The 15191-nt window shown below is 63.8% G+C and carries 12 protein-coding genes; 6 read left to right on the forward strand and 6 right to left on the reverse strand.

Annotated elements, in window-relative coordinates:
- Positions 1 to 19: 19 nt before the first annotated feature.
- Positions 20 to 1153 (forward strand): EamA family transporter RarD, encoded by a 1134-nt coding sequence (gene rarD, locus LD110_RS09195; protein ID WP_225498499.1) that lies wholly within the window; start codon positions 20 to 22, stop codon positions 1151 to 1153.
- A 187-nt stretch (positions 1154 to 1340) separates the two neighbouring features.
- On the opposite strand, the gene LD110_RS09200 is transcribed toward rarD, so the two are convergent.
- The 3 genes from LD110_RS09200 to LD110_RS09210 form a co-directional block, all read right to left on the reverse strand.
- Positions 1341 to 2693, reverse strand: coding sequence for an MFS transporter (locus LD110_RS09200; RefSeq protein WP_225498500.1), 1353 nt, complete (start codon positions 2691 to 2693; stop codon positions 1341 to 1343).
- 251 nt (positions 2694 to 2944) lie between these two features.
- Entirely contained in the window at positions 2945 to 4300 is a 1356-nt protein-coding gene (gabT, locus tag LD110_RS09205; protein ID WP_225498501.1) for a 4-aminobutyrate--2-oxoglutarate transaminase, read from the reverse strand.
- Between the two features lie 59 nt (positions 4301 to 4359).
- On the reverse strand, positions 4360 to 5790 hold the full coding sequence (locus tag LD110_RS09210) for a gamma-aminobutyraldehyde dehydrogenase (protein WP_225498502.1): 1431 nt from the start codon (positions 5788 to 5790) through the stop codon (positions 4360 to 4362).
- Positions 5791 to 5939: 149 nt separating this feature from the next.
- Between LD110_RS09210 and LD110_RS09215 the strand changes: the two genes are divergently transcribed.
- The 5 genes from LD110_RS09215 (at position 5940) to LD110_RS09235 (ending at position 10919) form a co-directional block, all read left to right on the forward strand.
- The gene (locus LD110_RS09215) at positions 5940 to 7382 is read left to right on the forward strand and encodes a PucR family transcriptional regulator (protein WP_225498503.1); all 1443 of its coding nucleotides are present in this window, start codon (positions 5940 to 5942) and stop codon (positions 7380 to 7382) included.
- Between the two features lie 164 nt (positions 7383 to 7546).
- Positions 7547 to 8923 carry an MFS transporter gene (locus LD110_RS09220; protein ID WP_374200321.1) on the forward strand — a complete coding sequence of 459 codons (1377 nt, stop codon included), beginning with the start codon at positions 7547 to 7549 and terminating at the stop codon, positions 8921 to 8923.
- The gene (locus LD110_RS09225; RefSeq protein ID WP_225498504.1) at positions 8920 to 9585 is read left to right on the forward strand and encodes a FadR/GntR family transcriptional regulator; all 666 of its coding nucleotides are present in this window, start codon (positions 8920 to 8922) and stop codon (positions 9583 to 9585) included. The genes LD110_RS09220 and LD110_RS09225 overlap by 4 nt, the downstream gene beginning before the upstream one ends.
- Before the next feature lie 97 nt (positions 9586 to 9682).
- Entirely contained in the window at positions 9683 to 10549 is an 867-nt protein-coding gene (locus tag LD110_RS09230; protein WP_225498505.1) for an SDR family NAD(P)-dependent oxidoreductase, read from the forward strand.
- 79 nt (positions 10550 to 10628) lie between these two features.
- Entirely contained in the window at positions 10629 to 10919 is a 291-nt protein-coding gene (locus LD110_RS09235; protein ID WP_225498506.1) for a hypothetical protein, read from the forward strand.
- Positions 10920 to 11033: 114 nt separating this feature from the next.
- Here LD110_RS09235 and LD110_RS09240 read toward each other — a convergent pair whose 3' ends face one another.
- From LD110_RS09240 to LD110_RS09250, 3 genes are all read right to left on the reverse strand, one after another.
- A complete protein-coding gene (locus LD110_RS09240; protein ID WP_225498507.1) occupies positions 11034 to 12500 on the reverse strand; it encodes an FAD-dependent oxidoreductase in 1467 nt (488 codons plus the stop codon).
- A gap of 17 nt (positions 12501 to 12517) precedes the next feature.
- Positions 12518 to 13774, reverse strand: coding sequence for a uroporphyrinogen-III C-methyltransferase (gene cobA, locus LD110_RS09245; RefSeq protein WP_225498508.1), 1257 nt, complete (start codon positions 13772 to 13774; stop codon positions 12518 to 12520).
- A gap of 88 nt (positions 13775 to 13862) precedes the next feature.
- Positions 13863 to 14894 carry an LLM class flavin-dependent oxidoreductase gene (locus LD110_RS09250; RefSeq protein WP_225498672.1) on the reverse strand — a complete coding sequence of 344 codons (1032 nt, stop codon included), beginning with the start codon at positions 14892 to 14894 and terminating at the stop codon, positions 13863 to 13865.
- Positions 14895 to 15191: the final 297 nt, after the last annotated feature.

A 15191-nucleotide genomic window follows, 5' to 3' on the forward strand; every position in this document is an offset into this window, starting at 1 on the left:
CGGCGCGTGAGGCCGCATCATGGCGAGCCTCACACCCGCTTTGCCGTGGCAATCCCGGAATACACGCAGCGTGAATGGTGTTGTTGACGTTGTGCCCACTCCTGATAGCTCTGTCTCAGCAAACGATGTCCAAGCGGCCGACGCAGCCGGAAGCAGGGGCACGGCAGGAGGCACCAATCCGGTAGCCGACAGTTATGGGGGCACGCAGCCAACAAGCCGAAAGGCGAGCGACACCACCGCAGGGATCCTCTTTGGCATCGGGGCTTATGGACTGTGGGGCCTGTTGCCCTTGTACTTCCTGTCCCTGCAGCCAGCGGGCGCGGTGGAAATCGTGGCAAACCGGGTGGTATTCTCCCTGGTGTTCTGCGCCCTGCTCATCACAATCACGCGTGCTTGGACAACGCTGTGGAACGCCTTGCGGAGCCGCTCGGTCTTCGTCAGTTTGGCGATCGCGGCTGCCCTGATCGCCGTCAACTGGCTCACCTACACCTACGCCGTCACCACCGGCCAAGCCGTTGAGGCCGCCCTCGGCTACTTCATCAACCCACTGGTCTCGGTCCTCTTGGGGGTGTTTGTCCTCAAGGAATCACTGCGCCCGTTGCAGTGGGCCGCCGTCGGAATCGGTGTGGCCGCCGTGGGCGTGTTGACGGTGTCCTACGGAAAGCTGCCTTGGATAGCGCTGACACTCGCCATCAGCTTTGGCCTGTACGGCTTCGTCAAGAAGCGGGTGGGGCCCAAGGCCGACGCCGTCACAAGCCTCACAGTAGAAACCATCGTGCTGGCCCCGTTCGCCGGTGCCGTCATGGTCCTGCTGGCCGTCAGCGGCGCCGCTACGCTGGCAACCCAGGGCCCGGGACACTTCTGGCTCATGGCAGCGTCCGGCATCATCACTGCTGTGCCACTGTTGTTCTTTGGTGCCTCCGCCCGACGGTTGCCGCTTACCACCATCGGGCTCCTGCAGTACTTTGCACCGGTTCTCCAGTTCGTCGTGGCTGTGACCGTCATGCACGAGATCATGCCGCTGGACCGCTGGATCGGCTTCGGAATCGTGTGGCTTGCCCTGGCGGTGCTCACCGTGGACATGCTAGCCGCGGCCCGGAAGAACTCCCGTACCCGACGCGCTGCGCTGCGGGCAGGAACCCGCGCCGCCTGACCCGCTCGGCCTGACGGACTAAGGCGACCCGCCGCCGTCGGGCCTGATGGAATCTGCCGTTAGCCTGAACAACAAGAAACGTCCCTGCCCCGCTGTTCTGCTGTTGGGCAGCAGCGGGGTAGGGACGAAACAAGCAGCGTCCGACGGCGGGAGGCGGCTTGGGTGCACCAAGCCGCCATTGCCGGGACTACTTGGAACCGTGGACCGGGTTGCCCAGTTCGTGGATGGGCGTTTTGTGCGTTTCGCGGGCCCAGACGGCACCGATTACTGCCAGCACAGTTGAACCTGCCACAATCCACGCTGCCGGACCCCAGTTGGCTGCAACGCCACCTACAAGTGCCGTACCGAGCAGCGGGGTGAAGCCGGCACAGAGGATACCGATCTGCAGGCCGATCGCCATGCCGGAGTAGCGGACGCGCACATTGAACAGTTCCGCGAACCAGGCCGGGTAGATGGCGTTGGACATCGAGTACGTGCCTGCGGTGATGAGGGTGCTGACGACGAACACCAACGGGATGTTCGCGGTGGAGATGGCCCAGAAGTACACGAAGATGAGCGCCGTGGAGCCACTCACACCGGCGATGAATACCGGCTTGCGGCCGAACTTGTCAGAGAGGAACGCGAAGAACGGCTGGGAGGCGATGGCGATGACGTTGCCCAGGATGCTCACCCAGAGCATGGTCTGGGCGGGGATGCCCACGGACACTGCGTAAGCCAGACCGAAGGACTGCATGAAGGTATTGGTGACCGTCTCAAAGGACATCAGGGCGACCTGGATGAACTGCGCGGGGTGGGTCTTGAGCATGTCCATAAAGGGCAGCTTCACGAGGTCCTTATGCTGGGCCTTCTCCTCGAAGACCTCGGGCTCCTCAAGGGACCGCCGGACCAGGTAGGCCACAACCAGCACCAGCAGCGAGGACCAGAACGGGATGCGCCAACCCCAGGAGAGCCTGTCGGCGTCGCTCATGGAAGCAACGGGAAGGAACACCAGCGAGGCCAGGACGATGCCTGCGGAGATGCCGCTCATGGCAAAGGACGGGAAGAAGCCGCGACGTCCAATCGGAGACTCCTCCATGGTCAGCGCGGAGGCGCCTGCCGTTTCAGCGCCTGCAGACAGGCCCTGCATCAGGCGCAGCACCACCAGCAGGATCGGGGCGAGGTAGCCAACGGCGTTGAAGTCCGGGAGCACGCCGATGAGGAATGTGGCCGCACCCATCAGGACCAGCGTCATGACGAGGGTGTTCTTACGGCCGATCCGGTCGCCAAGGTGCCCAAATACAATGGCACCGAACGGCCGGGCAACATATGCGACGCCGAAGGTCGCGAAGGAGGCAATCAGCGAGATCGTGGCGTCGCCGGACGGGAAGAAGATCTTCGAGAAAATGAGCGACGCTGCCGTCGCATAGACGAAGAAGTCGTAGTACTCAAGCGCACCGCCGAGGAATGCAGCCAATGCGGCCTTCTTGGCACGGCGCAGCCGACGTTCCTGTTCTGCAACGGTGGTGATGTCCGGATCGGAGATCGCTGGGAGCTTCGTCATTGAGCTGGCCCTTCTAAGTTTTTGTTCGTATCGCGAACCAAAGTTCGCATGTAAAACATTTTAGAATGTGGGCCGGATCATAGTCAATGTCAGCATTGCGGTACCCCTTCTCCCCCGCGCGAGATGGCAGAAAATGCCAATGTTCTTGAGATTTATTGGTATTAAGTGCCATCTCGCGGGGAGGAACGGAAAGGGGCGCAGCGATGAAGCTGCGCCCCTTTGCGGGAGGTATGTACTTGTAGGCTTCGGCCTTATGCGTTCGCCTTGATGGCGGCAGCGAGGACTTCCAGGCCGTCAACCAGCAGTTCGTCGCCGATGACCAGCGGCGGCAGCAGGCGGATGACGTTTCCATACGTGCCGCAGGTGAGGATGATGACGCCTTCCTTCAGGCAGGCCGCGGCAACGGCCTTCGTCAGCTCCGCGTTGGGTTCCTTGCTACCGGGCTGGACCAGTTCGATGGCCAGCATGGCACCGCGTCCGCGGACATCACCCACAACATCGGTCTCGGCCTGGAGCTGGCGGAGCTTGCCCAGGGCGATCTCCTCAATGCGGCGTGCACGGCCGTTGAGGTCGTGCTCCTCCATGGTGTTGATCGCCGCAAGCGCCGCTGCACACGCAACCGGGTTGCCGCCGTAGGTGCCGCCCAAGCCGCCCGGGTGAACGGCGTCGAGCAGGTCCGCGCGGCCGGTGATAGCGGAAAGCGGCATGCCGCCCGCAATGCCTTTGGCCATGGTGATGATGTCCGGCACTACGCCCTCGTGGTTCACGGCGAACCATTCGCCAGTGCGGCAGAATCCGGACTGGACCTCGTCCGCGATGAAGACGATGCCCTTCTCCTTGGCCCACGCGGACAGCGCCGGCAGGAAGCCTTCAGCCGGGACGATGAAGCCACCCTCACCCTGGATGGGTTCGATGATGATCGCAGCAACCTGGTCGCCGCCGATCTGCTTCTCGATCATGGTGATGGCACGCTTGGCAGCCTCAGCCCCCGTGATCTCCGGGTTCTCCTCGCGGAACGGGTAGCTCATGGGCATGCGGTAGACCTCGGGCGCGAACGGGCCGAAATTGGTCTTGTACGGCATGGCTTTGGCTGTCAGCGCCATGGTCAGGTTGGTCCGGCCGTGGTAAGCATGGTCAAAAGCGACGACGGCGTCCCGGCCCGTGGCAAGGCGGGCCACCTTGACAGCGTTCTCAACTGCCTCCGCGCCGGAGTTGAACAGCACCGTGCGCTTGGCGTGGTCACCCGGCGTGAGGCGGTTGAGCTGCTCGGCGACGGCGACATAGCCCTCGTACGGCGTCACCATAAAGCAGGTGTGGGTGAAGTGTTCGACGGCGTCCTTGACGGCGGCAACGACAGCGGGATCGGAGGCGCCAACGCTGGTGACCGCGATGCCGGACCCGAGGTCGATGAACGAGTTGCCGTCGACGTCGCGGATGATGCCGCCGTCGGCGTCTTCAACATAGACCGGGACGCCCGAGGCGACGCCGGCAGCCACGACGGCGGCACGCCGGTTGGCAAGGTCCTGGGACTTGGGGCCCGGGAAGCCGGCGCTGACGTCGCGCTTCTGCTCCAGGCGGTGGCTGATTTCGTGTGCGGTTGCTGTCATTTGACGGTCTTTCTTGCTGATGAGTTCGTTGCTTGGCGTGCGGGTGTCAGGCGGCGGTATCAGGCGTCAAGCGCCGACATCACGTGCTTGATACGGGTGTAGTCCTCCACGCCGTACATGGAGAGGTCCTTGCCGTAACCGGACTGCTTGAATCCGCCGTGCGGCATTTCGGCCGTGAGCAGAATGTGTGTGTTGATCCAAACTGCACCGAAGTCCAGGTCGCGGCTCATGCGCATGGCCGTACCGTGGTCCGTGGTCCAGACACTGGACGCGAGGGCGTATTCCACCCCATTGGCCAGTTCCACGGCCTCGTTCTCGGAGGAGAACTTCTGGACGGTGATGACGGGACCGAAGGTCTCCTTCTGGACCACGTCATCGTCCTGCCGGGCGCCGGTGATGATGGTCGGCTCGAAGAAGAAGCCCTTTTCCCCTGCCCGGTGGCCGCCGGTCTCGATCCTGCAGTGGGCCGGGAGGTGGTCCACGACGGACGTCACGGCGTTGAAGTGGTTGACGTTGTTCAGCGGGCCGTAATAGTTGTCTTCGTCGTTCTGCGAGCCGGTGTGCAGGGTCTTGGTGTGTTCCACGAGGGCCGCCACCACATCGTCGTGCACAGAGTCCTCAACCAGCACACGGGTGATCGCCGTGCAGTCCTGTCCGGCGTTGAAGAACGCAAATTCTGCGATGGCGGAGGCGCTCTTCTTGATGTCCGCGTCCTTGAAGACAATGGCCGGAGCCTTGCCGCCGAGTTCCAGATGGGCGCGCTTGAGGCCCTTTGCGGCGCCGCTGGCAACAGCAACGCCGGCACGCACCGAACCCGTGATGGACACCAGGCCCGGAATCTTGTGGTCGACCATCAGCGCACCGGTCTCGCCGGTGCCGAGAACGACGTTGAGGACGCCGGCGGGCAGGATGTCCTTGGACAGCTTTGCCAGCACAAGCGTGGACTCGGGGGTGGTGTCCGAGGGCTTGAGGACCACGGTGTTTCCGGCTGCGAGCGCGGGGCCGATCTTCCAGATGGCCATCAGGAACGGGTAGTTCCACGGGGCGACCTGGGCCACCACGCCGATCGGTTCGCGGCGGACGTAAGAGGTGTGGCCGGCGAAGTATTCACCGGCTGACTTGCCCTCCATGATGCGGGCGGCTCCGGCGAAGAAGCGCAGCTGGTCGGCGCCCGCGGCAACTTCCTCGGAGGCGATGAGCGAGCGGACCTGGCCGGTGTTGCGGTGCTGGGCTTCCACCAGCTCGTCGCTGTTGGCCTCGATGGCGTCGGCGAGCTTCAGGAGCATCAGCTGGCGCTGGCCTGGAGTGGTGTGCTTCCACTCCTTAAACGCATCCCGGGCGGCCTCCATGGCGGCGTCGACGTCGGCTTCGGCGGACACCGGAGACTTGGCGACGACTTCGCCGTTGACGGGGTTGACGATGTCCAGCAGCGTCGTGCCCGTCGGCGTAACAAATTCGCCGTTGATGAAGTTCTGCAAGGTCTGAACCACGGTGTACAACCCACTTTCATGTGTCTGAAATCCCTGCGCTATGGCTGATCCGAGCCTATGCCAGGCGTCACACTCAGGGAATAGTCAGCTGCACACCGAGGACGGGCTGCTTTAGTGCGGTTGACCAGCGCCGCGATATCCTGAATTCCATGGCCATGTCCCTCGCCTCCCTCGTCGATGTCCAGTCCCTCCGGCTGAGGAAAGCAGGGCAGGCCGACACAACCTGGCACGAGGACATCAACTGGGTGGCAGTCACGGAACTGGAAGACCCGCAACGTTTCCTCAACGGCGGTGAGCTGGTCCTTACCACGGGCCTTCGCCTCAAAAGCGCCGCCGACCAGCGGCGTTTCGCCCGGCAGGTAAAGCGTGCCGGCGCCGTCGGAATCGGTTTCGGCACCGGCCTGACGCACGAGGCCGTCCCACAAGCGTTGCTCGCCGAAGCCAACCGCTGGGGCCTGCCCATCGTTGAAGTGCCGTACGAAACACCGTTCATCGCCATTGGCAAGCTGGTGGCCGATTCCCAGTCAGCTGACCATTACTCCAAGCTGGAGCGACTCCTGGCCGGTCACCAGATCCTGGCCCGAGCCCTCCTGACGGGCGGCGGACTCGATGAACTTCTCAGGCAACTTGGCAGCATGCTGCGGACGGATATCGTGTTGACCCAGTTTTCCGCCCAGTTGTACAACAGTGTTCGCGGAAACCCGGCGCCAACCGCCTCCGATTGGGCTTCCTACCCTATCCCCACCGGCAGGCGGGACGCCTGCACGCTGTGGGTCCGGCATCCATTCGGCGATACAGGCATCATCAGCTACGCACAAAACCTCATCAGCGTGGAGCTCAACAACATGGTGAAGCAACGCCATGCCCAGCGCGCCCTTGCCGGCCAGGTTCTTGAAGACGTCATCCACGGCGCCCTTGAAACCACCGAGGCGCAGCGCCGCTTGGCTGGCGTGGGTGTCAACAGCACTCGGAAGAACGTTGTGCTTTTGGCTGAGTCCACCGCCCATCACAAGCAATTGGCCGCGACGTCCCTGCCGCAGTCGCTGGACGGGGCGGTGTCCGCCGTCGTCGGGAAGGACCTCATTACTGTAGTCAACGACGACGGCAGTTCGGCCTCCGCCTTGGCGAAAGACTTCAGCGAACACTTGTTGGAGGCCGGTATCCACGCCGTCATCGGAATCGGTGGCGCGTACACCAAGCCCAACGGCCTCCGCTGGAGCTACTTCGAGGCCCGGGACGCCGCCGCGCACGGGCTGCCGGTCAACGAGCCTGAGCGGCTGAGCCTGACGTCCCTGCTGCTGGCCAGCGAGGATGTTCCCCTTGCAGATATGGCCAGTGAAGCGCTCACGCCGCTGCGAAAATTCGACGCCGCGCACGGCTCCGAACTGGTGGCCACCTTGGAAAGCTACTTGAATAACAATGGTTCGGTGGCGGCGGTGGCCGATGCCCTGACGTTGCACCGCAATACGGTCCGCTACAGGCTGGCCCAGATCACCGAACTCACGGGCTACGATCCTTCGCAAACTCCGGACCGCGTGCAACTGTGGCTTGCCCTGGCCGTCCAGCGACTGGGCTCCCGCCACCCCCGCTAGGCCGACCGCTTCTATGCGCCCCTCCCCTTGCGCGAGATGGCATTTAAGGACGATGTCGGTGCGGATTATTGCCATTAAATGCAAACTCGCGAGCTTGCAGCCTGGAAGGAGAAGTTCATCACAAAGCTGGAAACATCAAACGTCTAACGTCTAACCTTTAAGACATGGCAACTTCGACGACGGCACACTCCGGAACACACGCATCTCCCCAGCCTGCCGCCAAGTTTGCCGTCCCCAAGTCTGCGAGCGCCACCCCGGCCGCCTCCCCCAGTACGGCGGGCACCGCCGTCGGGCTTTCAGCCGCGGCACCGACGGCCACTTCCGCGACCCAGGCTCGTTCCGCCGTCGTTATGGGGATCCTTGCGATTGTCCTGATCGGCCTCAATCTCCGCGCAGGCATCGCCGGGGCGTCCACGCTATTCCACGATCTGCAGGCTGTGCTCGGCTACGGACCCGTTGTGGCATCGTTCCTGCCGTCTATTCCGACGATCTGCTTCGCCGTCGCGGGTTCCGCCACGGCCTGGCTGACCCGGCGAATCGGCGTCGAGAAGGCCATCATGCTGTCCTTGGCGCTGCTCGCGGGCGGTTTGTTGATCCGCGGCGTCCCGTCCACGGGCATGCTGGTTATTGGCACAGTGATCGGAATGTCCGGGCTGGCCGTATGCAACGTTGCGCTTCCAGCCCTCATTCGGCAACACTTCCCGGACAAGACCTCGCTGATGACGGCCCTGTACACATTCAGCATGACTACCGGGGCCACGGCGTCCTCCGTCGCGATGGTACCCCTGGCGCAGCAGCTCGGTTCGCCGTCGCTCGGTATCGCTTCGCTGGGACTCTTTGCCGTCGTCGGCATGGTGGCTTTCCTGCCGCTGCTGCGGCGCGGCCGGCAGTCGAAGTCCGGGACCGCTCAGCACGTGTCGCCCTGGCCGCTGCTGCGGACACGGAAGGGAGCACTGCTGACGGCCGCCTTCACCCTGCAGGCGCTTTTGGCTTATGCGGTGATGAGCTGGTTCGCCTACATCCTCACCGACCAAGGACTCAGCGCCTCGGACAGCGGCCTCCAATTTGGCCTGATGCAACTGGTATCCGTCCCTGCCGGAAGTATCCTGATCGCCATCGGCTCCAGGCAGTCCCGGCTGCGCCTGGCCTTCTACCTTGCAACGCTCACCATGGTTGTCGGTCTTGCCGCCCTGCTGGTACTGCCCATCGGGTTGGCCGCCGTGTCCGGCGTCTTTATCGGTTTTGGCTTGGGCATCTTCCCGCTCATCATGGTGATGATCAGCCGCAGCGGAAGCTCGACGGCGGAAACCACCGCCCTCTCAACGCTCGCCCAATCGGTGGGTTACCTGCTGGCGACGGCGGGACCGTTCGGCATGGGGCTGCTTCACAGTGCCACAGGCCACTGGATCCTCCCACTAGGGTTGCTGCTGGCGGTTGCGCTGGTCCAAGTGGTTGTTGGGCACGTGGTTGCCGGCATCGCGCCCGCTCCCCGAACCACCATCGGCACCCGTTCCGCCGCTACATCAAGGAGCACAAAGTGACCCTGGCACCTTCCTCCCGTCCCGTCCTCGCCGATGAGGTCACAGCCAAACTCCGTGACATGATCAGGTCCGGGGAATGGGCGCTTCAGGAACGAATCCCTGCCGAACCCGAACTCATGGCCACATTGGGTGTCTCCCGCGGCACCCTTCGTGAAGCCATCAAGGCCCTGGCCCATAGCGGCATGCTGGAGGTGCGCAGAGGTGACGGGACCTATGTGCGCGCTGTCAGCGAACTCTCCGGGACGGCCCGCAAGGCGTTCACGCAATACACGTCCGAGCATCTCCTGCAGGTCAGGCTTGCCCTCGACACCCAGGCCGCGCGGCTCGCCTCGGCCAACGCGGACGCCGAAAGCATCGCCGAGATGAGGCGACTCCTTGGCCAGCGTGTTGATGCCTGGCGTACGGGTGATTACGAGACGTGGGCGCTGGCCGATTGGGACTTTCACGAACTGGTCGCCCGCGCTTCGGGCAATCCGTTGCTCCATGAGCTTTACCGCTCCTTCAGCGGAGTCTTCCACGAAGACCTGCTCCAGCAGCGGCATCGGAGCGGATTTGAGGGCATTCCCGCTGCAGGGCATGAGGAGCTTGTGGACGCCATCGAAACGCGGGAGGCAGAAGCCGCGGTTGCATCCGTGACGCGGAACCTCAATTCCTGCACTTAGACTCCAGGACCCCTTGCGAGCGAAGCCCTGGAACTTATAGTTCAGTGCAGGCGGGTCACGCAACCGTGCAGCCCGGGATGCCAGGAGACGATCAGCGATGCCCTCGATGGATGGACGGATAGCCCTCGTGACCGGAGCGGCAGGCGGCCTTGGAAAAGCGATCGCCAAAGCCTTGGCTCGTGAGGGCGCAACGGTGGTAGTGGTTGGACGTTCCAAAGCGCGGGCCGAAGAGGCTGTCCGGGACATCAGTGAAGCCGTGCCGGACGCCAAACTCGAGCCGCTTGCCTGCGATCTCTCGTCCCAGGCGTCCATCCGCTCGGCAGCGCTGGAGTTCCTGTCCCGCCACGAACAGCTCGACGTGCTGGTCAACGCAGCCGGTGTGTTTCGCAAGGCACGTCACGTGACAGCCGACGGACTCGAACTCACATTCGCCACCAACGTTATGGGCTACTTCCTGCTAACAAAGCTGCTCCTGGACGCCTTAAAACGCGCCGCCGCTGATGCGGGAACCGCGCGGGTGGTCAATATCGCGTCCCGCTACGGGAATGGCCCTTTCACCACAAAAATAGACTTCGACGACCTTCAAACCGCGACGGGCAAATACAGCACCATGCGATCCACTCCCCCAACGATGCTTGCCCGTGTCCTCCTCACCCAGGAGTTCGCCGAACAATTACGCGGGACGGGCGTGGTGGTCAACGCAGTGCACCCGGGGCTGGTCAAGAATACGGCCCTCCTCAACGACGTCGGCGGGCCCTTCCGTTGGATCACCAATACGTTCGGCAAATCCACCGACGACGCCGCCGACACTCCGGTTTGGCTGGCCACTTCGCCCGAGACAGCGGCGGTTTCCGGAAGGCTCTGGTCCGCCCGCAAGGAACTACCGACGCCGGGGATGGGATCGGATCCCGGGGCCCGCAAGCGTCTGTGGGAAGAATGCGAACGGCTGTCCGGGTCCCGGTGAGGCTCCTGTTAACACGCTGACCGCGCCGCGCCGCCCGTCATGCTGCATGCCGTAGCTCGGTGCCGCGTAAAGTCGAAGCATGAGCGCAGCTGGAACATTGTTTGGATGGGCGTTCGGGGACCTCTCCCGGGAAGACGAACTCGGCTACCTGCAGTCACTGGAGGAAAAAGCCCTCAACAATGCCAGGCAACAGGCTGCCCGGTACGCCGTCAAGGTGGAGCCAGGAACTGAATCCTTCGCCGTGATCCGCAAAGGCGAAATGCTGGTGGATCTCGATACCGCGCCGAACACACTTGTTGTCCGCTGCACCGTGCACGTGGAGGGAGCCAACGCGTGGAAGCTGCATGCCGAGGGCCCCATGAACGGCTGAGAAGCCCTGTGTAATCGCGCGAGATTGCATTTAATGGCAATTAATCCGTCGAACATTGCCATTAAATGCCATCTCGCCAAGTGAGAAGTGAGGGACCCGTTCCGGCCGGACGCGCTAGACCTGCGCGGCCACTCCGTCGCGGGAAATGGAAACCATGTCCTCACGCGGTACAACCTTGACGCGTTCGCGCTGGACCTCAACTCCGTGCGATGTACCAGCCTCCGAGGCGGCGGCACCGAGGGCAAGCTCATGGGCGTCCAGGGCCAGCCAGCCTTCCCAGGTGGTGAACTTCACGCCGCGCGAGTCAAGGAGCTCGACGACGGCATCCGCCGCAGGAACCGAAGCAAACGGTAGGTTCTCGCGGTCTTCCAGCAGGAAGGTGACAGTCTCCAAGGCGTCGCCCTTGGTGTGACCGATCAGGCCAACCGGTCCGCGCTTGATCCAGCCAGTGGCGTAAAGGCCCGGCACGTGCTGGCCGTCGGCGTCCAGGACGCGGCCGCCGTCGTTGGTAATGACGCCCTTCTTGTGGTCGAACTCAACGTCCGGGAGGGCGGAACCGAAGTAGCCGATTGCGCGGTAGACGGCCTGTACCGGGTAGTCGATGAATTCGCCGGTGCCGCGGACGTTTCCGGTGCCGTCGAGTTCGGTGCGCTCGAACTTGATGCCGGAAACCTTGCCCGGGTTCTCGGCGTCGTCGTAAACCTCCACCGGGTTGTGCAGGAAGTGCAGGTGCAGGCGGCGGGAAGCCTTCAGCTCTGACAGATCCTCGGGCTGCTCAGCGATCCAGTTGGTGAGCGTACCCACCATCGTCTTGGTCTGGTTGTTGGTCTGGATCTGGCGGTCGGACTCTTCGTCGAACTCGAAGTCCTCGGCGTAGAGGATGATGTCCACGTCCTTGGAGTGGGACAGCTCGCGTAGCTCCAGCGGGGTGAACTTCACCTGCGCAGGCCCGCGGCGGCCGAAGACGTGCACGTCAGTGACGGGGGAAGCCTTGAGGCCTGCGTAGACGTTGTCCGGGATTTCGGTGACCAGCAGGTCGTCGGCGTGCTTGGACAGGACACGGGCCACGTCCAGCGCCACGTTGCCGTTGCCGAGCACGGCGATTTCCTTGGCCTCCAGCGGCCATTCACGTGAAACATCGGGGTGGCCGTCGTACCAGGATACGAAGTCAGCGCCACCGAAGGAACCGTCCAGCTCGATGCCCGGGATGTTCAGGTCCGCGTCCTTGATGGCGCCGGTTGCGAAGATGACGGCGTCATAGTGCGTGCGGAGGTCGTCGATGGAGAGGTCCGTGCCGTAGTCAACGTTTCCGAAGAAGCGGATGTCGCCGCGGTCCAGCACCTTGTGCAGGGCGTTCACGATGCCCTTAATACGGGGGTGGTCCGGAGCAACGCCGTAGCGGATCAGGCCGTATGGCGCCGGGTAGCGGTCGAAGAGGTCGATGCTGACGTTCAATTCACCGCTCTTGACGGCTTCGCTCTTGGTCAGGATGTCGGCGGCGTACACGCCGGCAGGGCCGGAGCCGACAACGGCCACACGCAACGGGCGCTCGGCGGATCCTACGGTGGTGCTTGATGACACGGCTGTGTTCCTTCTCGTTAGCTGGCTACTCGGGGCTTGTTGGGGGTTGTGGTGCTGTAATCGGACGTCTTGAAATGTTCAGGGGCATAGGGGCTCACGCGCACAACATCACCGATCACAATCACGGCGGGGTTGGCGACTCCCACTGCCTCCGCCTGCGCGGCGATGGTCTCCAGGGTGCCGATAGTCACGCGCTGCTGCGGCAGATACCCGTTCTCCACGATACCCACCGGCGTGTCTATGGGCATTCCCGCCTGCGCCAAAGCACCAACGGAATCGCGAAGTCGGTTGACGCCCATCAGGAGAACAACAGTGTGGTCCGGCCGCGCCGGAATCTCGGAAAGTTCCTCGTGCCCGGTCACCACGCTGAAGCCCTTGGCGAGGCCCCTGTGGGTAACGGGGATTCCAGCGGCGGCTGGAACCGAGATGGCCGACGTGACGCCGGGGACAACTTCAACGTCGACGGCGTGCAGGCGGCAGTACTCTGCTTCTTCGCCGCCACGGCCCAACACGTAGGGGTCCCCGCCTTTGAGGCGGACCACGCGGTTTCCGGCGCGCGCTTCATCCACCAGGATGCGATTGATCTCGGACTGGGGGACGGGGTGGTGGCCCGGCGTTTTGCCCACTTCAATCACGCGGACGTCGGGGGCGAGTTCGTTGAGCAGGGTGCGGGGGCCCAGGCGGTCGGCAACTACGACGTCGGCTTGGCCCAGCAGGCGCCGGCCGCGAACGGTGATGAGGCCGGCGTCGGACGGTCCGCCACCCACCAGGGCGACGCTTCCGACGGCGGCCGCACGACGGCGGCGCAGCGGCAGGTCGCCCGCTTCGAGGGCGGTGGCAACGGCGTCGCGCCGGGCCATTGCCCTGCGCGGGTCTCCCCCTGCGTTGACCGCGATCTTGACGTCGTCCACCTGCGCGACGGCGGGTGTCCAGGCAGCAGAGGATTCGTGATCGGAGGCGTTGACGCACCAAATTCGGCGTTCGTCTGCGTCGGCGGAAACGGCGGTGTCGACGTCGGCGTGGCCGGTGGCCGTCTGGACGAACCATACGCCGTCCAAGTCCGTCGACGAGTAGCGGCGCTTCTTCCAGACCAGCAGGCCGGCGTCGGCCAATTCACGCAGGTCGGCACAGGCATAAGGGGCGACGACGGTGACCTTGCCGCCGGCGTCGAGCAGCCCTTTGGCGCGGCGCAACGCAACGCGGCCGCCGCCAACCACCAGCACGGCACGGCCGAGCAGGCGCAGTCCCGTGGGGTAGATGTCCTGAATTGCCATGAAAAAACTGTAGGGCTGGCCCGTAATGTGCTTCAAAGGTCCAGACACAACAGGTCACGGTAGGTAACGGGGCGTCACATTCCGTTCATCATTGCTTTGCCTGCCAGCCGATCGCCGGAGCCACGTATTGGGCGATATTGGCCAGGAGTCTTGCGTTGTAGTCCACACCCAACTGGTTCGGAACCGTAATCAATACTGTGTCCGCGGCCTGCACCGCCTGGTCCTTTGCGAGGTCCTCGGCGATTCGGTCCGGTTCGCCGATGTAGCTCTTGCCGAAGCGGGACATGGCACCGTCAAGGATTCCTACTTGGTCCTTGCTGTCCGCTTGGGCGCGGAGGCCAAAGTAGTGCCGGTCTTCTTCGTCCACGATGGGCAGGATGCTCCTGCTTACGGAGACTCGGGGCTCAAAACCGTGTCCTGCGGCGTTCCACGCCTCGCGGAACATACTGATCTGTTCGGCCTGCAGCTGGTCGAAGGGGACGCCCGTGTCCTCGGTGAGCAGCGTGGAGCTCATCAGGTTCATGCCCTGCTCTGCCGCCCACACTGCGGTCTTGCGGGTACCGGCACCCCACCAGATCCGCTGCGGCAGGCCTGGCGACGTCGGCTGGATGGGTAGGAGGCCCCGCCCGCCGCCCACGTAGCGCGGGTCGGCCTCCGCAACCCCATGGCCGGCGATGGCGTGCCGGAAGACCTTTGCGTGGCGTCGGGCCATGGCGGCCGCGTCCTCCCCCTCGGCGGGTTCGTAACCAAATGCTGCGGCCCCGTTGAGTGCGGGCTCCGGCGACCCCCGGCTGATTCCGAGCTGCAGCCGTCCGCCGCTGATCAGGTCTGTGGCAGCGGCTTCTTCTGCCATGTAGAGAGGATTTTCATAACGCATATCTATAACGGCTGTGCCCATCTCGATCCTCTTGGTCCGTGCCGCGATTGCTGCGAGAAGCGGGAAAGGGGAGGCCTGCTGGCGGGCGAAGTGGTGCACACGGAAGAAGGCGCCGTCAATGCCGATTTCCTCGGCGGCCTCGGCCAATTCGATGCCTTGCAGGAGGGAGTCGCGGGCCGAAGGGGTTAGGGAGCCCTGGACGGGACCCCAGTGTCCGAAGGAAAGGAATCCGATGCGTTTCACTCCCCCGTCAACCACGGGCGCGCGCCTGGCATTCCCCAGGGCCACAAGGCCTGCACGGGAGCTGGCGATTCTATGGTTCGCTGAGCATTCGACGGTTCCCCGTGTATTCGACGGAGCGCAGCATCGTCTGCGGAGGGAACCATCGATCTGCGAACCATCGATCGGGGAACCAGAAGCGCAGGTGACGCAAGAGCCCGACGGCGGAAGTCGCGGTCGGCTTTCAAGTCACAGGCGTGCGGGCGGGGCCAGCCCAGCGGCCGTTTCGAAGGTTCCCTGCCCATGGGGTTAACCACCTTC

The organism is Arthrobacter sp. M4 (assembly GCF_020251205.1).
Taxonomy (GTDB): domain Bacteria; phylum Actinomycetota; class Actinomycetes; order Actinomycetales; family Micrococcaceae; genus Arthrobacter.